Raw genomic sequence first — 22,406 nt, 5'->3', positions numbered from 1 at the left:
TACCTCGGATAGGGGGTGTCTTAAGGCTGTGCTGAGTTGATGCGATATGCTTATGCTTGTGTGAGTTGCAAGTGTGGCAAATAGTTTGTAAATTTGCATGCTTTTTATGCGCCGATGTGCTCCTTCCTGAGGGGCGCTTGGTCGCAGAGAAGGCACTAAGCAGTATGTTTAAATATTGTCCGGGACGTCCGGATCAATTTAATTCTCAATTTAATGACAGATCCTATTGCAGATTATCTGACGCGCCTGCGTAATGCAGTGAAGGCTGGCCATCGTGTGGTCGAGATCCCCGCGTCTAATCTAAAGAAAGAGATCACGAAGATCCTCTTCGACAAGGGGTACATCCTCAACTTTAAGTTCGTCGAAGATGGCCCTCAGGGGAGCATCAAGGTGGCTCTGAAGTACGACCGCTCGGGTCGTGTGAACGCCCTCAAGGCCCTGAAGCGCGTCTCTCGCCCAGGTCTTCGTAAGTATGTCGGCTATCGTGAGATGCCCCGCGTACTCAATGGTCTCGGTATCGCTATCCTCTCTACTTCGAAGGGTGTCATGACCGATAAGGAAGCTTCGCAGCTCAAGGTAGGTGGCGAAGTGCTATGTTACATCTACTAAAGCAAGGAGGTACAAACTATGTCAAGAATAGGTAAGCACCCCATTAGCATCCCTGCTGGCGTAACGGTGTCCGTGAAGGATGGTGTCGTCACTGTAAAGGGTCCTAAGGGCGAACTCACTCAGAGCGTAGATGCTCGTATCGAAGTAGCCGTAGAAGATGCTCAGGTCGTCGTCCGTCGTGGTAGCGATGATCGCCAGGAGCGCTCACTGCACGGCCTCTATCGTGCCCTCATCAACAACATGATCGTCGGTGTCTCCGAAGGTTTCACCAAGACGCTTGAGCTGGTCGGTGTCGGTTATCGTGCATCCAACCAGGGTCAGATCCTCGAGCTTAGCCTCGGCTTCACGCACAACATCTTCCTCCAGCTCCCTAAGGAAATCAACCTGGAGACGAAGACTGAGCGTAACAAGAACCCCCTGATCATCCTCTCTTCTGCTGACAAGCAGCTGCTGGGTCAGGTGTGCTCTAAGATCCGCTCCTTCCGTATGCCAGAGCCTTATAAGGGTAAGGGTATTCGCTTCGAAGGTGAGGTCATCCGCCGTAAGTCGGGTAAGTCAGCTGGTAAGTAACCGCTTAAAACACGTATAAAGCAATCATGTTGAAGAAAGAAATAAGAAGACAGAAGATCAAGACGCGTGTACGTGCCAAGATCAGCGGTACGGCAGAGCGTCCTCGCCTGACGGTATTCCGAAGCAACAAGCAGATCTATGCTCAGGTGATCAACGACGTCGATGGCGTCACGATCGCAAGCGCCTCTTCCCTCAAGCTCAATGCTGAAGGTACGAAGAAGGAGATCGCAGCACTCGTAGGTACGGAGGTGGCTAAGGCTGCCCAGGCCGCAGGTGTATCCACCGTAGTATTTGACCGTAATGGCTACCTCTACCACGGCCGTGTGAAGGAGCTTGCTGATGCTGCACGTGCGGCAGGTCTTAACTTTTAATACTGTCTATCGCAATGTCAGATAATCGCACAAAGACAAACCGAGATACCGAGCAGAAGGATAAGCTCGTAGAGCGCCTCGTGGCCATCAACCGCGTAACTAAGGTTACCAAGGGTGGTCGTACCTTCACCTTCGCAGCTATCGTCGTCGTCGGTGACGAAGAAGGCCGTATCGGCTTCGGCCTGGGTAAGGCTGGTGAAGTATCCGCAGCTATCCAGAAGGGTGGTGCTGCTGCTCGCCGCAACCTCAAGCAGATCCCCCTCCACAAGGGTACGATCCCTCACGAACAGTCCGCATCCTTCGGTGGTGCTCGCGTCTTCCTCAAGCCCGCTTCTGCTGGTACCGGGGTTAAGGCTGGGGGTGCTATGCGTGCCGTCCTGGAAAGTGTCGGCGTAACGGACGTCCTCGCTAAGAGCAAGGGTTCGTCTAACCCTCACAACCTCGTCAAGGCTACGATCGAAGCTCTCTGTCAGATGCGCTCGCCTCTGATGGTCGCTCGTCAGCGTGGCGTCTCTGTCGAAAAGGTCTTCAAGGGCTAATCATCATCCATAGACTCTAAGTACAATGTCAACGATAAAGATCCAGCAAGTACGTAGCCAGATCAAGAGCCCCAAGACTCAGAAGCTCACGCTTCAGGCACTTGGTCTGAAGAAGCTCAACCAGACGGTCGAGCACAAGGATAATCCCCAGATCCGCGGGATGGTCGAGAAGGTAAAGCACCTGGTGCGCATCATAGAGTAATCACCCTATAAAGAAAGACAGAAGAAAAATGGATTTATCAAGTTTGAAGCCCGCAGCGGGCTCCGTCAAGACGCGTAAGCGCATCGGTCGTGGTCCTGGTTCTGGTCTCGGGGGTACTTCTACTCGTGGTCACAAGGGGGCTAAGAGCCGCTCGGGTTATTCTAAGAAGATCGGCTTCGAAGGTGGTCAGATGCCTATCCAGCGTCGTCTGCCTAAGTTCGGCTTCAAGAATATCAACCGCGTCGAATATGCACCTGTCAACCTCTCCACGCTGCAGAGCCTGGCAGAAGCTAAGAGCCTGACTCGCATCGCTAAGGCAGACCTCATCGAGGCTGGCCTGGTCGGTAAGAACGACCTCGTCAAGATCCTCGGTAACGGTACGCTCAGCCTGAAGCTCGAGGTCGAGGCTAACGCCTTCTCCAAGTCCGCAGAAGCAGCTATCATCGCACAGGGAGGTAGTGCAGTAAAACTCTAATAGCTCATGCGCTTAATAGAGACACTGAAAAACATATGGAAGGTAGAGGAGCTGCGTCAGCGGATCCTCACCACCTTGTTTTTCGTCCTGATCTATCGCCTGGGGTCGTACATCGTCATCCCAGGGATTGATCCTAACCAGCTCAGCGCCCTGCACAAGCAGACAAGCGAAGGTCTGATGGCACTCCTTGATATGTTCTCAGGGGGAGCATTCTCTAATGCTTCGATCTTCGCTATGGGGATCATGCCTTATATCTCCGCGTCTATCGTGATGCAGCTCGCCGCTATCGCTGTGCCTTCTATCCAGAAGCTGCAGCAGGAAGGGGAGAGCGGGCGCCGCAAGATCGACCAGTGGACACGCTATCTAACCGTCGTCCTGCTGCTCGTCCAGGGATCGGCCTATCTGGTCAACCTGAACATGCAGCTGCGCCAAGCAGGGGGCTCACTGCCCGAAGGACTGTGGTTCGATATCTATGCGATCGTCGTCATGGCTGCAGGCAGTATGTTCGTCCTTTGGCTTGGTGAGCGTATCACAGACAAGGGTCTTGGCAACGGTGTATCTCTGATCATCATGATCGGTATCATCGCTCGCCTCCCAGGAGCTGTGCTCGCCGAATGGGGGACGCGCGCCTCTGGCGGTGCTGGGGGGCTCGTGTGGTTCCTCTTCGAGATCGTCTTCCTGCTCGCCGTCATGGCCGGTGCTATCCTGCTCGTCCAGGGTACGCGTCGTGTACCCGTACAGTACGCTAAGCGCGTCGTCGGGAACAAGCAGTACGGAGGCGCTCGCCAGTACATCCCACTGAAGGTCAATGCCGCTAACGTCATGCCGATCATCTTCGCGCAGACGATCATGATGCTCCCTATCACGCTCCTCAGCTGGGCACAGGGTGACAGTGCCAACGGCTTCGTACAGGCCTTTATGGACAATACGGGCATTTGGTACAACCTGGTCTTCGCGATCCTCATCCTCCTCTTCACCTACTTCTACACAGCGATCACGATCAACCCTGCGCAGATGGCCAACGACCTGAAGCGTAACAATGGGTTCATCCCCGGTGTGAAGCCTGGCAAGGCTACGAAGGACTACCTCGATGCGATCATGGACCGCATCACCCTCCCCGGTGCCTTCTTCCTCGCTATCGTGGCTATCATGCCTGCCTTCGCTCGTGTCATCGGTATCTCTGGGGGATTCGCTCAGTTCTTCGGTGGTACGTCACTGCTGATCCTTGTCGGGGTCGTCCTCGACACGCTCCAGCAGATCGAGAGCCACCTCTTGATGCGCCACTACGATGGTCTGCTCAAGAGTGGTCGTATCAAGGGACGTACCGGCTCTGTAGCTGCTTACTAAGATGATCTACTTAAAGACAGACGAAGAGATCGAACTCATGCGCGCGGCCAACCTCCTGGTCGGTCGTACGCTCGCCGAGGTCGCTAAGATCATAGCTCCTGGGGTCTCGACCCTGCAGCTGGACAAGCGCGCTGAGGAGTTCATCCGTGACAACGGTGCGACTCCCGCCTTCCTCGGCTACAATGGCTTCCCTGGGAGCCTCTGCACCTCGGTCAATGACCATGTGGTGCACGGGATCCCTTCCTCGAAGGTCGTACTCAAGGACGGTGACATCGTCTCCGTCGACTGCGGCACGAAGCTCGCAGGCTTCACTGGGGACTCCGCCTACACGTTCGCTGTAGGTGAGGTGGCTCCCGAGACTCTGGCTCTCCTTCGCACGACGAAGGAATCCCTCTACATCGGCATCGAGCATGCTGTAGCGGGTAAGCGCGTCGGTGATATCGGCGCTGCGGTCCAGCAGTATTGTGAGGCACGTGGCTATCATATCGTCCGCGAACTTGAAGGCCACGGGATCGGGAAGAACATGCATGAGGAGCCAGGTGTCCCCAACTTCGGGCGACGTGGCACGGGGCCTGAGCTCCGCTCTGGGATGTGCATCTGCATCGAGCCAATGGTGAACATGGGCTCGAAGAATGTCATCTTCGATCGCGATGGCTGGACCGTCCGTACTAAGACGGGCAAGCCTTCAGCCCACTTCGAGCACTGCATCGCTATCCGCGATGGCAAGGCCGATATCCTCTCTTCGTTTGACTTTATCAAGGAAGTCTTGGTAGACAGAGAGTTTTAATCTCGCAACCACAGTATATGCCGAAGCAAGCAGCAATAGAACTCGATGGTGTCATCCTCGAAGCGCTCTCGAACGCAATGTTCAAGGTCGAGCTCGAGAACGGACACGTCATCACCGCCCACATCTCTGGGAAGATGCGTATGCACTACATCAAGATCCTCCCAGGTGACAAGGTCAAGGTAGAGATGTCTCCCTACGACTTGACCAAGGGGCGTATATCATTCAGATATAAATAACCCTATATAGATATGAAAGTAAGAGCATCACTCAAGAAGCGCACCGCCGACTGCAAGATCGTTCGTCGCAAGGGGCGTCTGTACGTAATCAACAAGAAGAACCCCAAGTTCAAGCAACGCCAGGGGTAGTCTCTAACCATCGGACTATATTTTAACGAACTAAGATAAGTATGGCTATCAGAATTGTTGGCGTCGACTTGCCACAAAACAAACGAGGAGAAATTGCCTTGACTTACATCTTCGGGATCGGTCGTAGCAGCGCTACCAAGATCCTCGATAAGGCTGGGGTCGATCGCAATATCAAGGTAAAGGACTGGACCGATGACCAGGCTGCCGCTATCCGTGAGGTGATCGGTGCCGAGTACAAGGTCGAAGGGGATCTGCGCTCCGAAGTCCAGCTCAACATCAAGCGACTGATGGACATCGGTTGCTACCGTGGTGTCCGCCACCGTATCGGTCTGCCTCTACGCGGTCAGAGTACGAAGAACAATGCTCGTACTCGTAAGGGTAAGAAGAAGACTGTCGCAAATAAGAAGAAAGCTACTAAGTAATAGAGATTGATATGGCAAAGAAAGTAGTCGCAAAGAAGAAGGTCGTCAAGATCGACGCTGTGGGCCAGGCTCACATCCACTCTTCTTTTAATAACATCATCATCTCTCTGACCAACAACGAAGGTCAGGTCATCAGCTGGTCTTCGGCTGGTAAGATGGGATTCCGTAGCTCTAAGAAGAACACCCCTTACGCTGCTCAGATGGCGGCCCAGGATTGCGCTAAGGTCGCTTACGACCTCGGTCTGCGCAAGGTCAAGGTCTTCGTCAAGGGGCCAGGTAACGGCCGTGAGTCTGCTATCCGCACCATCCATGGCGCTGGTATCGAAGTCACTGAGATCGTCGACGTGACGCCAATGCCACACAATGGCTGCCGTCCTCCTAAGCGTCGTCGCGTCTAATTCCTGACTTCGCTTCAGATCACAGAGTAGTTTCATAAAGATCGCAGTACACTCCTAGAGACGCTCCGCTCACCGTGCTCCCTCCATCGAGCACAAGGGTGCGAGCGAACGCTAAGAGCCCTGAGCTAAGCAAGGCGCCGAGGTAGACGACGAGTGAAAGATTGGCTATACTTTCATATATCTATCCTCTCCTCATAACCGGTCGCGGCTGCACTCCGCCTCCCTCCCGCCACCCGCTGCTCTCTGCCTCCAGCGTTGCCTCTCCCCGAGAGGTCGCTCGTACTGCTTCAACAATAGAAGACAATGGCAAGATATACAGGTCCAAAATCAAAGATCGCCCGTAAGCTTGGCGCACCTATCTTCGGTGCCGACAAGGTACTCTCCAAGAAGAACTATCCTCCTGGACAGCACGGCAACAACCGCCGTCGTAAGACGAGCGAATATGGCATCCAGCTCAAGGAAAAGCAGAAGGCTAAGTACACCTATGGCGTACTCGAGCGTCAGTTCCGCAACCTCTTCGAAAAGGCTCAGCGCACGAAGGGTGTCACGGGTGAAGTGCTTCTCCAGCTCCTGGAAAGCCGCCTCGACAACGTCGTCTATCGCCTCGGCATCGCTAAGACGCGTGCTGCTGCTCGTCAGCTCGTCTCGCACCGTCACATCACCGTCGATGGTCAGGTAGTCAACATCCCTTCTTACACCCTCAAGCCCGGCCAGGTCGTCGGCGTCCGTGAGAAGGCGAAGAGCTTAGAGGTCATCACCGACTCTCTGGCTGGTCGTAGCCACAGCAGCTACAGCTGGCTCGAGTGGAATCAGGCTTCTCTCTCCGGTAAGTTCCTCAGCGCTCCTCAGCGTGAAGACATCCCCGAAGAGATCAAGGAGCAGCTGATCGTCGAACTATACTCTAAGTAATAATCCCTATTATCTCACTCACATGGCAATATTAGCATTTCAGAAGCCCGAAAACGTCCTCATGATGGATGCGACGGACTCGTACGCTAAGTTCGAGTTCCGCCCTCTTGAGCCGGGATATGGTACCACTGTCGGTAATGCCCTGCGTCGTATACTCCTTTCTTCACTCGAAGGCTACGCCATCTCGACCATCAAGATCGAAGGTGTCAATCATGAATTTGCTACTATTCCGGGTGTCTTGGAGGATGTAACTAACATCATTCTCAACCTGAAGCAAGTCCGCTTCCGTGCCCTCGTCCAGGACGCTACTGAGGAGACCGTCAGTCTGACGATCTCTGGTCAGCAGCAGTTCCTCGCTGGCGAGCTCAACGGCAAGCTTACTTCCTTCGAAGTCCTCAATCCCGAGCTGGTCATCTGCCATATCGATGAGGCGTATACCCTTACTATCGAGCTCTCTATCAACAAGGGGCGTGGTTACATCCCCGCTGATGAGAAGCTGGTCGACACGGCTCAGGAGAATGAGTTGCAGACGATCGCTATCGACTCGATCTATACGCCTATCCGTAATGTCAAGTACTTCACGGAGAACTATCGTGTAGAGCAGAAGACTGACTACGAGAAGCTGACCCTCGAGATCACCACTGACGGGAGCATTCATCCCCAGCAGGCTCTCAAGGACGCAGCAGCTATCCTCATCGAGCACTTCAGCCTCTTCATCTCTGACCCTGTCGAGGTAGAAGAGAATGCGGTCATCGAGGAAGGCGACGAGGAGGTACTGGACATGCAGGAGATCGATCGCGTATCTCAGCTGCTCCGTACTGATCTCAAGGATCTCGATCTCTCCGTCCGTGCGCAGAACTGCCTCCGCTCCGGCAACGTATTCCGTCTGGCCGACCTCGTCGTCCTCGACGCTGATACGCTCAGCAAGTTCCGCAACTTCGGTAAGAAGTCTATGGACGAGCTCAACGAGCTGATGGAGCGACTCGGACTCACCTTCGGGATGGATGTTAGCAAGTACAATTTAGATAATGACTAAGTAGAAAGATGAGACATAATAAGAAATTCAATCATCTCGGTCGTAAGAAGGCGCACCGCGAGGCTATGCTTTCCAACATGGCTGCATCGCTCATCCTGCACAAGCGCATCTTCACCACGGTCGCTAAGGCTAAGGCTCTTCGCGTATACGTCGAGCCCCTGCTGACCCGCGCTAAGGAAGACTCCACGCACGCACGTCGTATCGTCTTCGCTGAGCTGCAGAATAAGTTTGCTGTCAAGGAACTCTTCGGCCCCGTTGCTGAAAAGATCGCTGACCGTCCCGGTGGCTACACCCGTATCCTCAAGACGGGTAACCGCCTCGGTGACAACGCTGCTGTCTGCTTCATCGAGCTCGTAGACTTCAACGAGAACATGCTCAAGGAAAAGGCTGACAAGAAGGCTGCTCCTAAGACGCGTCGTTCACGCCGCTCTACGAAGGCTACGGCTGAAGCTCCTGCTGCTGAAAGCGCAGAATAGTAGCTCTCCCCCCTTCGATATTCTATCGGCGAGTGCCCGCTGTGACTTCGGTCGCAGTGGGCACTTTTGCTTTCACGCCTATTGCACTCCTTCCTGACGGGCTGAGATAGAGTGCCTCTCGGGAGGGGCAAAAGTGACCACTACTGGTCGCCGATCGGATCAGTACTGGTCACTTCTGCAAGCAGTACTGGTCACCACCACTTACCAGTACTGGTCACGATGCCGACCAGTACTGGTTGCTTTTTCTATCTGCAGGGCATCTGATAGAGATGCCCTGCAGATGGGGGCTTTGTATAGGGCGTATCGGAGGAGGAATAGTGGGGGAGGGGCAGAGCAATAGTCGTTTGCGTTCATCCCACTATGGGAGACATTGCACGGTGTATCAAAGGTGTACGGGGTTATGCCTACTTCATATATCACTGATGTTTAGTGTCTTCATAGCCCAAATAGCCGTATAGCTATGCCTACCAAACAAACCGAATCCGCTCCAAGCTCCCTCCCAAGGCGCACACCCATTTTGCCCTCACAAAAAGCAATAGCCGAAGCGACGTCGTCGCTTCGGCTATTGTTGCACCTTCGATCAATAAGGCAATCGAAGGGAAGATGTAAGGAAAGTATTGGGGGCTAAGTCATCTACCCCAGAGAAAACAATTAGGAGATCCTAAGATCTATGCACTAAGCTATTAATCTTTTTCCTTCGCACACTTCCACCCGTAGTAGGACTCTGCATCCATCCTTTCCATCAGGTTCTCTTCAATCCATTTTGGGAGATATGAACGAGCTTTCCCTGTTAGGCGAAGAGTCGTACCTGTTCCTTCATGAATGATTAGGTAATCATCACTATGGTTAGCTTTCTCAACACGGAATAGTGATGGCACAGACAGACCTCTGCTGACGGCTTGATGCAGGTAATAAATCTCGTGGTAATTCATATCAATCGATCCCACGAACGTTTCGAAGCTTTTCGTAAAAACCTCAATCATGTAATTAATATTAATGAGTACACGACGTTGCATACTCGACCCTTCGTAGGGCAACAATTGTACCAACCAGATCATGAGTGACAATATGTCATACTTAAATACAATTGCCACCCACAAAACATAGAGGAACAATAACTTAGAGGTCACAATTGCCACCAGTCTCATCAATAGACTTCCATTATTAGGCATGAAGGTACCCCCACCTTCATGACGGACATCTCCGATGCCTATGAGTCCGCCTACACCATCATGCCCAACCTGAACCGCACATGGATACAGAAGCAAGGAGACTTCTTCATCGAGTCACCCATCATCTAGTTCCTCAAGATCTGCCAGGGAGGTAAGTACTGCACCTTCCACATGCCATTGAGTTCCTCAACCGCTCCCACGCCCAACTCTTCCCCATCCTCACCGCCTATGATGAGCTCACCAATGCACGGTCTTTCCAAGGTATACAGGGTTTGGTGATTTGTATGTCGCCGATATTTATTTAGTGCCTTCATAACCAAAACAGTCGTATAGCTATGCCTACCAAATAAACCGAAGCTGCTCCGATCTTTCTGCAAGTTTATATGCAGGTGCGTCGCGACCGCATGAAGCACTCGTTCCTCTCGAGAGGGGGAGGGGGAGAGATCGTCATCTGCTTCTCAGCCTAAAGACTTCGAGGTTCGGTGGAGGAAGGTGCAAGCTGTGGAGAGATGGGCTTGCGCAATGCTCTCTACTGGTCACGATGCTGACCAGTACTGGTTGCTTTTTCTCTTCAGCAGTGCATCTCTATCAGATGCACTGCTGAAGGGGGGCTTTGTATGGGGCGTGGCGGAGAAGGAATAGTGGGGGAGGAGCAGAGCAATAGTCGTTTGAGTTCATCCCACTATTGGTACCACATGCGAACCAATAGTGGAATGCATGTGAAACCTATATTGGTCTGTGAGTGAACCAATATTGGTCCGCGTACGAACCTATATTGCTCGCGCGCTCGACCTATATAGGTCGGAGCAGTGACCTATATAGGTTGACACACCCTTCCCTCGGAGAGGTGGGGTAGTGGAGGGTGAGAAGGGGGCTTCATCGACGCCTTTTCCCTCCCATCCCTTGGGCGCGGGAGGCGGTCGTCGGGGGTGAATCGTCGTACGTGTTGCACGGTAAGGCCTTGTGATTGCGCGCTTTTTTGTACCTTTGCGACGCTTTGCGTAATCTCTGTCAGGAATATATGTATAAGTGTGGCCTGTTATATTGCGTTTAGTGTAGTACTAATCAAATAAGCTAAAGGACAAACAATGGACTTTATTAAGATCGTCAACGAAGCTTTCGCTACTGGTAAGAGCCACCCCGCCTTCCGTAGTGGTGACACTATCACCGTTGACTACCGCATCAGCGAAGGGGGTAAGGAGCGTATCCAGCGCTATCGTGGCGTCGTCATCCGCATCAGCGGTCACGGTGACAAGAAGCGTTTCACGGTTCGTAAGATCAGCGAAGGTGTAGGCGTAGAGCGTATCTTCACGATCGAAAGCCCCTTCATCGAAAAGATTACTGTCGAGAAGTTCGGTAAGGTACGTCGCGCTAAGCTCTACTACCTCCGTGCCCTCACCGGTAAGAAGGCGCGCATTAAGGAGCGCCGCTACGTCGCTGAGAAGTAAGAAGACCTCGGGGATATCTTCCGCTTCACGGCGGACGGGTGCCCCCAGCCTTCATGCCAAGCATACAGCCCCATCGCCGAGACGCTCGGTGATGGGGCTGATGCTTGCTTATTCCCTCGGGGGATAGCCAGTTTATATCCACATAGATGTTGATGAAAAGAATTTCCACTTCACTTGCCCTCATGGCGCTTGCCGTGGCTTTCGCTTCGTGTGATGACCCCATCACGCGCAAGGAGCGCAGCCTCATCGATCGCCAGTACAAGGAGGGCGTACTCACCGCCAGCCAGAGCTTTGACTTCACGCGCTGGATCGATGTGAGCAAGGGCGCCTATCGTCTACCTGCTATCAGCGCTGACGAAGACGCTAAGAATACCTATTGGGCCTCGGCCAGCAATCAGGGCTACACCCTGCTCGCCTCTTCGCCTACGGACTATCCCGTCGTGCCACTTGAGGAGAATGGAGCGGCTCATGGTGCCATCATCCGCTCGATCAAGGGCTTCTACTTCTTCGGTATCGGGACGAAGGTCATTGCGGGTGCCCTCTATACGGGTCAGGTCGATGCGCGCAATCTCGTGGGGAAGCCCCTTGAGTCGACGCTCTTCGGCCAGCCTTACTCCAGCGGTATCCCCGAGATCGTGGACTTCACCTATCAGTACAAGGCGGGGGAGAAGGTCATCCATGGGCAGGATAAGAAGGTCGAGCTTCCCAGCGAAGACCGTGCCGCTGTCTCGGCTGTCTTCTACGAAGTCACCGACGATGCGAGCTACCTCAATGGCGTGACGCTGCAGACGGATGCGCGCATCGTCGCCAAGGGCTACGTCGAGCTGGAGCCTACGACTCCCGCTGACACGTGGCAGACCTATCGCCTGCGCCTCACACCCGTCGACGAAGCACGCTACGAAGCCGTGGACTTCACGACGAAGAAGTATCGTCTGGCTCTGGTCTTCTCCTCGAGCTTCCGTGGTGCCGAGTACATCGGTGCTGTGGGTAGCGAGCTACGCCTGCGCGAGGTCAAGCTCCAGGACCGCATTAAGCCCCATCATTAGCCCTCCCGTATGAAGATGATTCGAACGCTCCTCCTCGGCCTCTCTCTTGGCCTCCTCGCACTCCCCGCTCGCGCCGCTGAGACGGGTGACGAGCAGCCCTCACGCCTCGGTGTAGGCGTGCACCTCGGCTTCAACATCGGTGGTGCTCTGCCTCCCTCCGTACCCAAGCCCGTCAAGAAGGTCACGGCCTTCATGCCCGGGGGTACGCCCAACGTGGGGCTGGACCTCTCTTACCGCCTCACGCCTGCAAGCCCCTTCTCTCTCCTCCTCGGGGTGGAGTACGATATCCGTAGCTTTAGCACCACCGTCCAAGCCGAAGATATGCCCATCCGCTATCAGAGTGAGGACTTCAAGGAGCAGCACTACACGGGCTACCAGCGTGTCGAGATGGATACGCGCTACGTCGTGGTGCCCGTGGGGGTGAGTTACGCTCTGCCTAATAGCTCCTTCCGCCTCATGGCTGGGGGCTACTATGCTCACGCGCTCAAGCGTAAGTTCACCGCTAAGCTTGATGGTGATGGCCTCATGGATGGTCGTGTCTATCAGGAGGGTGCGGTGCTTGCCTTCAGCCTCGGGGACTTCCTCGTGCGCAATGACGTCGGTGTGCGCTTCGGTGCAGACTATCAGATCGACCCGCACTGGGGGCTTACGGCGCGTATGAACGTAGGCCTACCGAAGATCTTTGATAAGAGCTTCGAGGTTATGCCCTACTCGCTCCGCCACGTCTTCCTCAACCTCGGCGTCAGCTACCGCATCAATCGATAGCCTCGCTGCGAGCGATATCCGCTGATACACTCCGCCCCGCTATGTCTCACCAACGAGTGAGCATAGCGGGGCGGAGTGCTTTTGGAGGGATGGGAATAGCGGGTTAATTGTGCTCTTCTTCTGAAAAAGATAGACACTGTTTCCTGTTAGAAAGGGAGTGGGTCGTCTTCCTTCTCCGGGAATTTATGCAGAAGATACTTTGCTAATGGGGGAATGATACCGACAAGTAATTCTACCTCTTCTATAGATATACCCTCTCCCTCTCGAGGATGTCGCACAGTATTACTTACAAATCCCCATACTTGTGCCAAGGCTTGATTGAGAGGAGATGGGAAGAGGTCGGGATGCTTTTTTAATAGCTCACCTAACGTCTCCTTCGTGCCGCCTACCACTTCACGGCTTAGACACTCTATGGCTTGGTAGGCATGTGTTACTGCTCCATTTACATCGGGCTGAGGTCGTCTGGAGAGATCGGTGCGCGCCTCTTTAAGATGTTCTGCTGTTGTGGGGAGATTTTTCTTGTGTGATAGCTCAATAGCTTCTTTGTAACCTTGCTCAAAGTCGTCATCTCCTCTACGCATAACCTGCCCATCTTCCAACTCCCATCCAATTCCATGTTTGTGGAAGTATCCATTTATTTGCTCTGTGAATAGCCTTTGATTTTCTGCATAGCCATTGAGTTCACTGTGGAATGCCTCTATGATATCATAGATCTTATTCCAAGGACATCTGCGATCATCAGTGAGGAGTCTACGAATCTCATCCTTTACAAAATCGGGAGTCCAGTTCCCTTCTGTTGGCTCAAGCAGTATTCCGCTGATGATGTAGAGTGCCCTTTGGAATCCTATTTTTAGCCTGTTTAGTAGGGTGTCAAATAAGTAGATGCGAAGCCCTTCGGGAGCATCGTATCTGATAGTGATCTCTGCAGGAGTGGAGGTTATTCCTTCTCTGCTGGAAAAGTTTTGTGCCATGGCTTAAAAAAACAGCTATATGTATGGAGGGCTACTGGAGTAGGCGGATCTTCTCCTCGAGGCGCTGTAGCTCGTTGCGCAGACGGGCGGCATCGACGAAGTTGAGTTCCTTTGCGGCGGCCATCATCTCGCTGCGCTTCGTCTCGGCGAGTTCGCGGAGCTGGTCGAGCGATAGGAACTGCTCGATGGGGTCTTCGACAGCAGCCTCGGGCGAAGCCTCGATGTAGGGAATGGCTTCGTCGCTGCCCTTCTTGTCGGGGAAGGCGGAGGAGCTATTCTTGACGATCTGCTGGGGTGTGATACCGTTGGCCTCGTTGTAAGCGATCTGCTTGGCACGGCGGCGGGCGGTCTCGTCCATCGTCAGGCGCATGCTCTCGGTGATGTGGTCGGCGTAGAAGATGACACGGCCGTTGACGTTTCGCGCGGCACGCCCTGCCGTCTGCGTCAGCGAGCGGTGGCTACGCAGGAAGCCTTCTTTGTCGGCATCGAGGACGGCGACGAGGGCGACCTCGGGAAGGTCAAGGCCTTCACGCAGGAGGTTCACACCGATGAGCACGTCATAGACGCCCTTACGCAGGTCCTCCATGATCTGCACACGTGTCAGCGTGTCGACGTCGCTATGGATGTAGCTACATGAGACGCCGTGCTTGATGAGGTACTCGGAGAGCTCCTCGGCCATGCGCTTGGTGAGCGTAGTGACGAGCACGCGCTCGCCTCGCTCGATGGAGATCTGGATCTCATGCTCGAGGTCATCGACCTGATGGAGTGTGGGGCGCACCTCAATGGGCGGATCGAGAAGGCCCGTGGGGCGGATGAGCTGCTCGACGACGACACCTTCACTCTTGGTGAGCTCATATTCGGCGGGCGTCGCGCTGATATAGAGGATGCGTGGGGTGAGGTCGTCGAACTCCTCGAACTTCAGCGGTCTATTGTCCAGCGCAGCGGGCAGGCGGAAGCCGTACTCCACGAGGCTCGTCTTACGCGAGCGGTCACCACCATACATCGCATGGATCTGTGGTACGGTCACGTGGCTCTCGTCGATGATGAGGAGGAAGTCATTCGGGAAGTAGTCGAGGAGACAGAAGGGGCGCTCACCAGGCTGGCGACCATCGAAGTAACGGGAGTAGTTCTCGATACCCGAGCAGTAACCCAGCTCGCGGATCATCTCCAGGTCATAGGTGGTACGCTCGTAGAGGCGCTTGGCTTCGAAGGCACGGCCTTCGTCCTCCAGCTCCTGTACGCGCTGACCGAGGTCGACGTCGATCTGCCCGACGGCGGAGTTGACCTGCTCCTGCGTCGTGACGAAGAGGTTCGCGGGGTGGACGATGAGGCGGGTCATCGGCCCGTATTCTCTACCGCTCTGAGGATCGAAGGAAGCGATGCGCTCGATCTCGTCGTCCCAGAACGTCACACGATACGCCACACCGTCGAAGCCTTCGATGGAGGGGAAGATATCGATGGTATCGCCCTTGACACGGAAGTAGCCCGGGGTGAAGGTCAGGCGGTCGTTGACGTAGTGATTGAGGACCAGGTCACGCTTGAGCTGCTCCTGACTGTAGCGCTGTCCCTCTTGTAGGCGCAGGATCTTCTCCTCGAAGGCCTTGGGGTCTGCCATACCATAGAGGCACGAGACGGAGGAGATCACGATGACGTCCTCACGCCCCGAGAGGAGGGAGGCCGTGGCGCGTAGGCGGAGCTTCTCGATCTCGGCATTGATCGCCATATCCTTCTCGATATAGGTGTCGGAGGCGGCTATGTAGGCCTCGGGCTGATAGTAGTCGTAGTACGAGACGAAGTACTCGACGGCATTGTCGGGGAAGAACGCCTTGAACTCCGCATAGAGCTGTGCTGCGAGGGTCTTATTGTGGCTAAGCACCAGTGTGGGCTTGCCGAGGCGGGCAATGACGTTGGCAGCGGTGAACGTCTTCCCCGAGCCTGTGACCCCGAGGAGCGTCTGGAAGGGAACACCCGACTCGAAGCCGTGGACGAGTTCGTCGATGGCCTGCGGTTGGTCTCCCGTGGGGCGGAAGCGTGAGGTGAGCTTGAAGGACATAGATGGAGTGATAGAGGGGATATAGAGAGTGGGTCACCTCCATCCCCAGCAGCGGGTGATGGAGATGACCCACTGCTGGGGACTTAGATGGATCCGAGGGGAGGGCGATTACTTCGCCTGATGGACGGTGAGCTGTGGGAAGGGGAAGCCGATGCCAGCAGCGTTGAACTCCTTATAGATACGCTCGTTGATATCGAAGAAGACGTCCCAGTAGGTCTCGTTTGCCGTCCAAGCACGGATGACAATGTTCACGCTGCTGGCACCGAGAGAGAGCAGGGCGATGGTATAGTCGGGGCTCTTGAGGATGCGTGAGTCGGACTCGATGATGCTGCGCAGGAGGTTGCGAGCGCGGTCGACGTCCTCATTGTACTCGATACCGATGGTCCAGTCGACACGGCGGGTATTCTCGTGCGAGTAGTTGACGACGCTGTTGCTGCTGAGGAGGCTGTTGGGGATGAAGGCCGTCTTGTTGTCGGGCGTCAGTACCTCGGTGTGGAAGAGGCGGACGGCCTTGACCGTACCGTCAGTACCCTGCGACGAGATGAAGTCGCCGAGCTTGAAGGGCTTGGTGACGATGATGATGACCCCACCAGCGAGGTTCTGCAGCTGGCCACTGAGAGCCATACCGACAGCCAGACCCATAGAGGCCAGGACAGCGGCGAAGGATACGGACTTTACGCCGAGCACACCCGCCAAGAAGAGGAAGAGGGCGATGTACAGGATCGAGGTGAAGACCGAGTCAAGGAGTGAGACGGCTACTCCCTCGATATTGCGGTGGCGGAGGATCCCGTTGAAGATCTTCTTCAGGCGGGTGATGACGACCTTACCGAGCCAGAAGAGGACGACTACGAGGATGACGCGCAGCCCGAAGTTGATACCAGCATTGAGCCATTCCTCGAGCATGCTCCGGCTGAACCAGTGCTTGATGTCGAGGTTGAGGGGCTGCGTAGCAGCTCCGATAGCTTCCTTGAGCTCCGAGCCTGCAGCCGAATCAGCTGGTAGTATCTGTGCGAAGAAAAGAGGGTGCATAAGAGGAATAAGTTAGAATTGGATATTGGTTGATATATAGGAGGGCTTAGCTATGCGAGGCTCTGCTGCCTACGCTCCTCCCGAGTGCGGTGTCTCCAGCGCAGGAAGAAGTAGAGCATGGTGAGCCCCTTGAGTATCGAGGAGATGGAGATCGCCCACCAGACAGCACGGATACCCCAGCCCCACGAGGCGAAGAGCAGGACCATCGGGATGCGTAGATACGTGCCGACGATGCTGACTGCTGCGGGGAGGTAGGTGCGTCCGAGCCCGTAGAAGAGCCCTTCGGCAGTGATCTCCAGCATCATGAAGGCCTGCGAGAGCCCGACGATGCCGAGGTAGACCGCACCTGCCTTGTAGGCGATTTCCTCGGGGACGATGAGGGCGAAGATCTCTTCACCCCAGAAGACAAAGAGGATCGTCCCCAGTACGCCGATGATGAGCGTGAAGCTCAGGGCTCGGCAGAAGGCTATATAGACGCGACGGAGCTTACCAGCGGCGAAGTTCTGCCCGACGATAGTCGTCAGAGCTTCGGTGACGCCCGAGGCGGTGTTCCACGTCAGTGACTCGATCTGCGCACCCGTCGTCATCGTCGCCACGCCAATATGCCCACCGAGAGTGGATACCTGACGACCGATGTAGATACTGACGAAGGCGAAGAGTACCTGCAGCGAAGCAGGGGGCACACCGATCTGTAGGATGCGTCGTATCTGTGGCCAGTGCAGTCGGACGAGGAAGGGGAAGCCCCCGAAGAGCTTGTCACGCTTCACCTGATAGAGGAAGAGCAGGAGCACTAAGCCCTGGCTCACGACGGTAGCCAGTGCCGCACCCGACACCCCCCAGCCGAGGGTGAAGATGAAGAGCGGGTCAAGGAGCATATTCGTCGCCAGCCCGAGGATGGAGATACGGAAGGGCGTACGGCTATCGCCAATAGCATTGTAGATACCCGTGAAGGAGGCGGTGAGGTAGATGCTGGGGAAGCCTACGAGCGAGAGGTAGAGGTAGCTCAAGCCCTCGGCCCGTACGCTCGGGATGAGCGCATAGAGGTCCAGGAGATTGCCTGCAAAGAGCAGGTAGATCGCCAGCATCCCCACGCTCAGGAGGAGGCTCATGCAGACGTTCTGCGAGGCATAGTTCTTGGCTTCGTCACGATGACCAGCACCGATACCCTGCGAGATCGTCACTTCGCTCCCGATCTTATTGATGAGTGCGAAGGAGGCAGCTATCCAGAGGAAGACGGAGGCCGCACCCACCGCTGCTAAGGCCTGCGAGCTTAGTCGCCCCAGCCAAATCATATCGGTGATGTTGTAGGCGATCTGCACGAAGCTCGTCCCCATGATCGGCAGGGCGATGCGGTAGAGGTGGCTCGAGAGGTCGCCTTGGGTGAGGTCTCTTATCTTATCTTGCATGTAAGTCTATAGGGGGATGTTACTTGAGGATGTGGATCCCGATCTTGTCTTGTAGGCGTACGATCACGTAGGCTACGGCGATGCTCCCTACGAAGACGAGTGCCGAGCCTAGTTGCTCATAGACGGGCCCCATGCCTGCAGCATAGAGCGCCTTAGAGATGATAGTCGCTACAGCGATGTGGAAGTAATAGATGTTGCCCGAGTACTTGGCGCCGATCGTCTCAGCCCACGTCCCCGCTCCGAAGCTCTTATGCTGTAGTGCCCAGATGAAGATGAGGACGGCAGTGACGAAGCTCCCGAAGAGTGCCCCAGCGGCGTAGTCATAGCCGGCATGGAAGAGGAGGGCGCGCTCTCCATAGGCGAGGGCTACACCGAGGGCATAGAGTATGCCCCAGTGGTGGAACGCCTGTAGCTTGCTCTCGTACTTGGCTATCAGGTAACCCATCGACATGAAGGGGATGGAGTAGCTGATGGAGGTGTAGACGTAATAGTAGTAGTCTGCACGCTCATCAGTCAGTAGGAAGGAGTACTGACTGCCGAGTAAGGCGAAGATACAGAGCGGTGTGAGGATCCAGATATAGCGCTGGATGCCGAGACGGAAGACCAAGGCGAGGACGAGGAGCCCCTGGATCATCGCCATAAGATACCATGTATGTCCCGAGAAGAGCGAGCCCGTGAGGAGGAGTGATACCAGCTGCTGGAAGGAGTTCAGTATGTTCCCATTATTTGGTAGCAGCCACGCCCAGTAGAAGAGCGAGACGATGAGGAAGATCTTGACCGTGCTACGGAGGGACTTCACCGCTCGCTGATAGCTCTTCTCCGCCTGAGGGCTATAGAGGAAATACCCCGAGATGAGGAAGAAGACACATACGGCACCCATGGCGATGGGCTGTAGCATCACCTTGACTGCCCCCATAGGCGTGTGGCAAGTGACTACTAAGAAAGCGAAGAGACACTTGAGTATGTAGAGCGAATTGATCGCTGATGAAGCTGGTTTCATTGCTTGGCTATGAGAGGGCTTACTGAAGGATATGTATCCCCAGACGATCCTGGAGCTTGACGATGATAAAGGCCAGAAGGAGCGAGGCTGCAAAGACCCAGATAGCCCCTGTCTGCATATAGAAGGATCCCGCCCCAAGCTTGATGAAAATCGGAGCTATGACCGTCGCTACAGCGATGTGGAAATAGTAGATATTGCCCGAGTACTTAGCGCCGACAGTCTCTGCCCAGCTACCCGTACCGAAGCCCTTGTGAGTGATGCCCGTGAAGAAGAGGGCTACTGCGAAGAGGAAGCTCCCGATATAAGGACCTTCTCCGTGGTTATAACCATAGCTGCGCAGTAAGGGTTGCTCCACGATGGCCAGAGCCAGCATAAGGAGCGTAAGCACCACCCAAGGGAAGCGCGTGGGGATCTTATCCTCATACTTCTTGATGAGGTAGCCAGCTGACATAAAGGGCAGAGCATAGCTTACGCTATTGAAGACGTAGATTAGGTTTCGCTGTTCGCCCCCTGTGATGAGGAAGGAGTACCTGCCTCCGAGGAGTGCCGTCAGCATCAGCGGTACGAAGACCCAGAGGTAGCGCCCCAGTCTCCAGTGCAGGGCAAGGCCGAGAACACATAGCCCCTGGATCATCGCCATAAGGAACCATAGGTGTACCGTCGTTAGCTGCCCATAGATGAGAAAGTGCCACACCTGCTCCCAGCTTCGGACGGTGTTGCCGTGGTTGGGGAGGATCATCAGCCAGTAGATGAGTGTGACGATGAGGAAGATGGGGACGATCTTCTTGATGGAGCGCCATGCTCGCTCAGCACTCTTTGACTCATCTGGCGAGTAGAGGAAGTATCCTGAGATCAGGAAGAAGATGGGGACGGCGCTCAGCGTCAGGGGATAGACCCCTACCTTAAATAGGTCTATGGGGGTATGCCCGATGACGACGAGCAGAGCGGCGAAGGCCTTCGCTACGTAGAGCGAGCTGACCGGAGGACGGCTACTCCTGGCGGGAGCGGTAGGAGTCATTTCGTTATCGCTGAGGGTGGAGCTCGGTGAGCTTGTTGTACTTCATACGCCAAGCGTAGTCCTGGAGGTAGGCCTTCAGGCGAAGAAGCATCGTGGGGAGAGGCGTCCCTGGCTGGTCCTTGATGTTGTGGAGCTGCTGGGGATCGGTCTTGAGGTTGTAGAGGGCGGTGACTTTCTGCCCATCGAAGTGCAGGGCGTAGTCCCCCTCGATCATCTGGTAGATGCCGTCCATATCCTGCACGACGAAGCGGGGGCGCGTCGTGTCGAAGGGGTTACCACCGAAGGTCACCATCGGCTTGTCGTCCCCGACGAGGTCGAGGATCGTGGGAAGTAGGTCGGCTTGGGCGGCGAGGTGCTCCGTATCACGACCGACGAGTTCGCCTCGTGGGTCGAAGATGATGATGGGGATGCGGAAGGCACCCGTCGAGTTCTTGTACTGGGGTAGCGCACCTGGTACGGCGTGGTCAGCGACGATCACGAAGAGGGTATTGTCGTACCAAGGCTGCTTGCTCGCCGTCTCGAAGAACTTCCGCAGTGCCATATCCGTGTAGGCTACTGCTTGGTGCATCGGGATCGTACCCTTGGGTAAGACCTTCTGATACTCCTCGGGCACACGGAAGGGGTGGTGCGAGGAGAGCGTGAACTCCGCCGCGAAGAAGGGCTGACGAAGCGAGCCGATCTGGCGAGCTACGTACTGGAGGAACTTCTCATCCCAGATACCCCAGTTGCCGTCATAGTCCGCGTCATTGGCGTACTCCGTCTTACCATAGTATTCCTTGACGCCTGCCTGCATTACGAAGGCATTGAAGCCCATAGAGCCGTTCGGTGCACCGTGGAAGAAGGCCGTCGAGTAGCCCATCGAGTCGAGGCGTGCGGGTAGAGCCGTGATGTTGTTCCCCGAGTAGATCGATAGGACGAAGGGGACGTGGGGCTTGAGGACCGAGGCGAAGATCGCAGGCATCGCATCGATGGACTTCTGACTATTGGAGTAGCCGTTAGTGAAGACATAGGAGCGCTGCATCAGCGAGTCGATGAAGGGCGTGAAGCCTTGGTAACCCGGGATGTCTTGGTTGAGCCCGCCGACCCATTCGCGTGCGAAGCTCTCCCAGATGATGAGGACGACATTGCGCCCCTTGTACTTCCCTGAGACAGGTGTCGAGCCAGGGGTGTAGACGGAGTTGAAGTACTTCGGCACCTCGGCGAAGGGCATATATTGGTACTCTGGCAGGCTTGACTTGCCGATGGTGCGGATGAGACTGAATGGGGTGTTCAGCACCAGCGCACGCTGCTGAGGACGGTGTATATAGATGTTCGCATTGCTCAGTGTGATGGGGCGGGTCTCACTGGTGAAGCCACCGCGCCCAGCGACGATGGAGAGGTAGATACTCCCGCCGAGGAGGATCAGTGACGTGAGGTAGAAGGCCCACATACGGCCCGTGGGGCGCTGCTTAGGACGGGGGAGCTTCCCCTCGATGATACAGAAGAGAATGATAAGTCCGATCCCTAAGAGCGTTACCCCCCAATAGTCTACGAAGAAGCGGAGGAACTGGAATGGATTCTCATCTCCGAACTCTTCGAAGACGGCCAGCGTCGTACGCTTCAGCGTGAAGCGATAGTAGACGACGTCGCCGAGGTTCAGTATGATAGCCAGACTCGTGACGATACGATAGAGCCCCGTCAGCATACGCTGGTAGCCACGGCTGTAGGCCTGTGGTAGGGGTAGGAGGCTTAGTGTCGTCAGCAGCAGGCTCGTGTAGACGATAGCGCTGAGGTCGAAGCGCAGGCCGCCCCAGAACATCAGGGCAAGCTGCCCAGCCGAACCGATCTCTAAGAGATCCTGATTGTACAGGCAGAATATCCCTCGGCAGATGCTGTAAATGACGAAGGAGAGGAGGAAGCGCAGGAGGAGAAGTCGGACCTGAGCGCCGAGCGGCGTGAGGGCCGAAGACGTAGACGAGGAGGTCATCGGTAATTACTATGTATCTATTTGGC

General features: G+C 55.2%; 26 protein-coding genes and 1 pseudogene. 19 read left to right on the top strand and 8 right to left on the bottom strand.

Annotated features, from left to right (window positions below):
- Positions 1-213: 213 nt before the first annotated feature.
- The 15 genes from rpsH to rplQ all read left to right on the top strand — a co-directional run bounded on the left by rpsH (position 214) and on the right by rplQ (position 8,506).
- Entirely contained in the window at positions 214-609 is a 396-nt protein-coding gene (gene rpsH, locus HMPREF1121_RS03820) for a 30S ribosomal protein S8 (RefSeq protein WP_009433286.1), read from the top strand.
- An 18-nt stretch (positions 610-627) separates the two neighbouring features.
- The gene (gene rplF / locus HMPREF1121_RS03815) at positions 628-1,179 is read left to right on the top strand and encodes a 50S ribosomal protein L6 (protein ID WP_044114824.1); all 552 of its coding nucleotides are present in this window, start codon (positions 628-630) and stop codon (positions 1,177-1,179) included.
- A gap of 26 nt (positions 1,180-1,205) precedes the next feature.
- Complete coding sequence (rplR, locus tag HMPREF1121_RS03810) at positions 1,206-1,550, top strand: 50S ribosomal protein L18 (protein WP_009433271.1); 345 nt, start codon at positions 1,206-1,208, stop codon at positions 1,548-1,550.
- 14 nt (positions 1,551-1,564) lie between these two features.
- A complete protein-coding gene (rpsE, locus tag HMPREF1121_RS03805; protein WP_044114823.1) occupies positions 1,565-2,089 on the top strand; it encodes a 30S ribosomal protein S5 in 525 nt (174 codons plus the stop codon).
- 25 nt (positions 2,090-2,114) lie between these two features.
- Positions 2,115-2,291, top strand: a complete 177-nt coding sequence (rpmD, locus tag HMPREF1121_RS03800; RefSeq protein ID WP_044114821.1) for a 50S ribosomal protein L30 — start codon at positions 2,115-2,117, stop codon at positions 2,289-2,291.
- Between the two features lie 28 nt (positions 2,292-2,319).
- A complete protein-coding gene (rplO, locus tag HMPREF1121_RS03795; RefSeq protein ID WP_009433238.1) occupies positions 2,320-2,766 on the top strand; it encodes a 50S ribosomal protein L15 in 447 nt (148 codons plus the stop codon).
- Positions 2,767-2,772: 6 nt separating this feature from the next.
- Positions 2,773-4,113 (top strand): preprotein translocase subunit SecY, encoded by a 1,341-nt coding sequence (secY, locus tag HMPREF1121_RS03790; RefSeq protein WP_009433250.1) that lies wholly within the window; start codon positions 2,773-2,775, stop codon positions 4,111-4,113.
- A 1-nt stretch (position 4,114) separates the two neighbouring features.
- Positions 4,115-4,900 (top strand): type I methionyl aminopeptidase, encoded by a 786-nt coding sequence (gene map, locus HMPREF1121_RS03785; RefSeq protein WP_044114819.1) that lies wholly within the window; start codon positions 4,115-4,117, stop codon positions 4,898-4,900.
- A 17-nt stretch (positions 4,901-4,917) separates the two neighbouring features.
- A complete protein-coding gene (gene infA / locus HMPREF1121_RS03780; protein ID WP_005468188.1) occupies positions 4,918-5,136 on the top strand; it encodes a translation initiation factor IF-1 in 219 nt (72 codons plus the stop codon).
- Positions 5,137-5,148: 12 nt separating this feature from the next.
- Positions 5,149-5,265, top strand: coding sequence for a type B 50S ribosomal protein L36 (gene ykgO, locus HMPREF1121_RS03775; protein ID WP_009433293.1), 117 nt, complete (start codon positions 5,149-5,151; stop codon positions 5,263-5,265).
- A 41-nt stretch (positions 5,266-5,306) separates the two neighbouring features.
- On the top strand, positions 5,307-5,687 hold the full coding sequence (gene rpsM, locus HMPREF1121_RS03770; protein WP_009433263.1) for a 30S ribosomal protein S13: 381 nt from the start codon (positions 5,307-5,309) through the stop codon (positions 5,685-5,687).
- 11 nt (positions 5,688-5,698) lie between these two features.
- Complete coding sequence (gene rpsK / locus HMPREF1121_RS03765) at positions 5,699-6,085, top strand: 30S ribosomal protein S11 (protein WP_044114818.1); 387 nt, start codon at positions 5,699-5,701, stop codon at positions 6,083-6,085.
- A 303-nt stretch (positions 6,086-6,388) separates the two neighbouring features.
- Entirely contained in the window at positions 6,389-6,994 is a 606-nt protein-coding gene (rpsD, locus tag HMPREF1121_RS03760; protein WP_009433243.1) for a 30S ribosomal protein S4, read from the top strand.
- Positions 6,995-7,016: 22 nt separating this feature from the next.
- Positions 7,017-8,030: a DNA-directed RNA polymerase subunit alpha gene (locus tag HMPREF1121_RS03755; RefSeq protein WP_009433274.1), complete on the top strand. Its 1,014-nt coding sequence runs from the start codon at positions 7,017-7,019 to the stop codon at positions 8,028-8,030.
- An 8-nt stretch (positions 8,031-8,038) separates the two neighbouring features.
- Positions 8,039-8,506 (top strand): 50S ribosomal protein L17, encoded by a 468-nt coding sequence (gene rplQ, locus HMPREF1121_RS03750; protein WP_044114816.1) that lies wholly within the window; start codon positions 8,039-8,041, stop codon positions 8,504-8,506.
- A gap of 683 nt (positions 8,507-9,189) precedes the next feature.
- Here rplQ and HMPREF1121_RS03745 read toward each other — a convergent pair.
- Positions 9,190-9,522, bottom strand: a complete 333-nt coding sequence (locus tag HMPREF1121_RS03745) for a hypothetical protein (RefSeq protein WP_232223729.1) — start codon at positions 9,520-9,522, stop codon at positions 9,190-9,192.
- Positions 9,523-9,687: 165 nt separating this feature from the next.
- Between HMPREF1121_RS03745 and HMPREF1121_RS08800 the strand changes: the two are divergent.
- From HMPREF1121_RS08800 to HMPREF1121_RS03725, 4 genes and pseudogenes are all read left to right on the top strand, one after another.
- Positions 9,688-9,923 (top strand): annotated as a pseudogene (locus tag HMPREF1121_RS08800) (conjugal transfer protein TraG); the annotation flags it as partial.
- An 843-nt stretch (positions 9,924-10,766) separates the two neighbouring features.
- Positions 10,767-11,126: a 50S ribosomal protein L19 gene (rplS, locus tag HMPREF1121_RS03735; protein WP_009433261.1), complete on the top strand. Its 360-nt coding sequence runs from the start codon at positions 10,767-10,769 to the stop codon at positions 11,124-11,126.
- A gap of 152 nt (positions 11,127-11,278) precedes the next feature.
- Positions 11,279-12,172, top strand: a complete 894-nt coding sequence (locus tag HMPREF1121_RS03730; protein ID WP_044114813.1) for a PCMD domain-containing protein — start codon at positions 11,279-11,281, stop codon at positions 12,170-12,172.
- Positions 12,173-12,181: 9 nt separating this feature from the next.
- Positions 12,182-12,937: a porin family protein gene (locus HMPREF1121_RS03725; RefSeq protein WP_044114812.1), complete on the top strand. Its 756-nt coding sequence runs from the start codon at positions 12,182-12,184 to the stop codon at positions 12,935-12,937.
- 146 nt (positions 12,938-13,083) lie between these two features.
- On the opposite strand, the gene HMPREF1121_RS03720 is transcribed toward HMPREF1121_RS03725, so the two are convergent.
- The 7 genes from HMPREF1121_RS03720 to HMPREF1121_RS03690 all read right to left on the bottom strand — a co-directional run bounded on the left by HMPREF1121_RS03720 (position 13,084) and on the right by HMPREF1121_RS03690 (position 22,380).
- Positions 13,084-13,908, bottom strand: coding sequence for an AbiJ-NTD4 domain-containing protein (locus HMPREF1121_RS03720; RefSeq protein ID WP_044114810.1), 825 nt, complete (start codon positions 13,906-13,908; stop codon positions 13,084-13,086).
- A gap of 31 nt (positions 13,909-13,939) precedes the next feature.
- Complete coding sequence (gene uvrB, locus HMPREF1121_RS03715; RefSeq protein ID WP_044114808.1) at positions 13,940-15,961, bottom strand: excinuclease ABC subunit UvrB; 2,022 nt, start codon at positions 15,959-15,961, stop codon at positions 13,940-13,942.
- 108 nt (positions 15,962-16,069) lie between these two features.
- Positions 16,070-16,990 (bottom strand): mechanosensitive ion channel family protein, encoded by a 921-nt coding sequence (locus HMPREF1121_RS03710; RefSeq protein ID WP_084151953.1) that lies wholly within the window; start codon positions 16,988-16,990, stop codon positions 16,070-16,072.
- Between the two features lie 50 nt (positions 16,991-17,040).
- Positions 17,041-18,396: an MATE family efflux transporter gene (locus HMPREF1121_RS03705; RefSeq protein ID WP_044114806.1), complete on the bottom strand. Its 1,356-nt coding sequence runs from the start codon at positions 18,394-18,396 to the stop codon at positions 17,041-17,043.
- Positions 18,397-18,415: 19 nt separating this feature from the next.
- Complete coding sequence (locus tag HMPREF1121_RS03700; protein WP_044114805.1) at positions 18,416-19,396, bottom strand: acyltransferase family protein; 981 nt, start codon at positions 19,394-19,396, stop codon at positions 18,416-18,418.
- A 19-nt stretch (positions 19,397-19,415) separates the two neighbouring features.
- Positions 19,416-20,414, bottom strand: a complete 999-nt coding sequence (locus HMPREF1121_RS03695; RefSeq protein ID WP_044114804.1) for an acyltransferase family protein — start codon at positions 20,412-20,414, stop codon at positions 19,416-19,418.
- Positions 20,415-20,418: 4 nt separating this feature from the next.
- Complete coding sequence (locus HMPREF1121_RS03690) at positions 20,419-22,380, bottom strand: LTA synthase family protein (RefSeq protein ID WP_044114803.1); 1,962 nt, start codon at positions 22,378-22,380, stop codon at positions 20,419-20,421.
- Positions 22,381-22,406: the final 26 nt, after the last annotated feature.

Source organism: Porphyromonas sp. KLE 1280 (assembly GCF_000700805.1).
GTDB lineage: Bacteria > Bacteroidota > Bacteroidia > Bacteroidales > Porphyromonadaceae > Porphyromonas > Porphyromonas pasteri.
Note: the sequence above shows the minus strand (reverse complement) of the source record. Positions and strands in the feature narration are given on the sequence as shown.

What these genes read in the sequence shown, in the direction of transcription:
- rpsH (WP_009433286.1), top strand. Translation starts at nt 214, where the DNA reads ATGACAGATCCTATTGCAGATTATCTGACGCGCCTGCGTAATGCAGTG.
- rplF (WP_044114824.1), top strand. Translation starts at nt 628, where the DNA reads ATGTCAAGAATAGGTAAGCACCCCATTAGCATCCCTGCTGGCGTAACG.
- rplR (WP_009433271.1), top strand. Translation starts at nt 1,206, where the DNA reads ATGTTGAAGAAAGAAATAAGAAGACAGAAGATCAAGACGCGTGTACGT.
- rpsE (WP_044114823.1), top strand. Translation starts at nt 1,565, where the DNA reads ATGTCAGATAATCGCACAAAGACAAACCGAGATACCGAGCAGAAGGAT.
- rpmD (WP_044114821.1), top strand. Translation starts at nt 2,115, where the DNA reads ATGTCAACGATAAAGATCCAGCAAGTACGTAGCCAGATCAAGAGCCCC.
- rplO (WP_009433238.1), top strand. Translation starts at nt 2,320, where the DNA reads ATGGATTTATCAAGTTTGAAGCCCGCAGCGGGCTCCGTCAAGACGCGT.
- secY (WP_009433250.1), top strand. Translation starts at nt 2,773, where the DNA reads ATGCGCTTAATAGAGACACTGAAAAACATATGGAAGGTAGAGGAGCTG.
- map (WP_044114819.1), top strand. Translation starts at nt 4,115, where the DNA reads ATGATCTACTTAAAGACAGACGAAGAGATCGAACTCATGCGCGCGGCC.
- infA (WP_005468188.1), top strand. Translation starts at nt 4,918, where the DNA reads ATGCCGAAGCAAGCAGCAATAGAACTCGATGGTGTCATCCTCGAAGCG.
- ykgO (WP_009433293.1), top strand. Translation starts at nt 5,149, where the DNA reads ATGAAAGTAAGAGCATCACTCAAGAAGCGCACCGCCGACTGCAAGATC.
- rpsM (WP_009433263.1), top strand. Translation starts at nt 5,307, where the DNA reads ATGGCTATCAGAATTGTTGGCGTCGACTTGCCACAAAACAAACGAGGA.
- rpsK (WP_044114818.1), top strand. Translation starts at nt 5,699, where the DNA reads ATGGCAAAGAAAGTAGTCGCAAAGAAGAAGGTCGTCAAGATCGACGCT.
- rpsD (WP_009433243.1), top strand. Translation starts at nt 6,389, where the DNA reads ATGGCAAGATATACAGGTCCAAAATCAAAGATCGCCCGTAAGCTTGGC.
- HMPREF1121_RS03755 (WP_009433274.1), top strand. Translation starts at nt 7,017, where the DNA reads ATGGCAATATTAGCATTTCAGAAGCCCGAAAACGTCCTCATGATGGAT.
- rplQ (WP_044114816.1), top strand. Translation starts at nt 8,039, where the DNA reads ATGAGACATAATAAGAAATTCAATCATCTCGGTCGTAAGAAGGCGCAC.
- HMPREF1121_RS03745 (WP_232223729.1), bottom strand. Translation starts at nt 9,522, where the DNA reads ATGCAACGTCGTGTACTCATTAATATTAATTACATGATTGAGGTTTTT.
- rplS (WP_009433261.1), top strand. Translation starts at nt 10,767, where the DNA reads ATGGACTTTATTAAGATCGTCAACGAAGCTTTCGCTACTGGTAAGAGC.
- HMPREF1121_RS03730 (WP_044114813.1), top strand. Translation starts at nt 11,279, where the DNA reads ATGAAAAGAATTTCCACTTCACTTGCCCTCATGGCGCTTGCCGTGGCT.
- HMPREF1121_RS03725 (WP_044114812.1), top strand. Translation starts at nt 12,182, where the DNA reads ATGAAGATGATTCGAACGCTCCTCCTCGGCCTCTCTCTTGGCCTCCTC.
- HMPREF1121_RS03720 (WP_044114810.1), bottom strand. Translation starts at nt 13,908, where the DNA reads ATGGCACAAAACTTTTCCAGCAGAGAAGGAATAACCTCCACTCCTGCA.
- uvrB (WP_044114808.1), bottom strand. Translation starts at nt 15,961, where the DNA reads ATGTCCTTCAAGCTCACCTCACGCTTCCGCCCCACGGGAGACCAACCG.
- HMPREF1121_RS03710 (WP_084151953.1), bottom strand. Translation starts at nt 16,990, where the DNA reads ATGCACCCTCTTTTCTTCGCACAGATACTACCAGCTGATTCGGCTGCA.
- HMPREF1121_RS03705 (WP_044114806.1), bottom strand. Translation starts at nt 18,396, where the DNA reads ATGCAAGATAAGATAAGAGACCTCACCCAAGGCGACCTCTCGAGCCAC.
- HMPREF1121_RS03700 (WP_044114805.1), bottom strand. Translation starts at nt 19,396, where the DNA reads ATGAAACCAGCTTCATCAGCGATCAATTCGCTCTACATACTCAAGTGT.
- HMPREF1121_RS03695 (WP_044114804.1), bottom strand. Translation starts at nt 20,414, where the DNA reads ATGACTCCTACCGCTCCCGCCAGGAGTAGCCGTCCTCCGGTCAGCTCG.
- HMPREF1121_RS03690 (WP_044114803.1), bottom strand. Translation starts at nt 22,380, where the DNA reads ATGACCTCCTCGTCTACGTCTTCGGCCCTCACGCCGCTCGGCGCTCAG.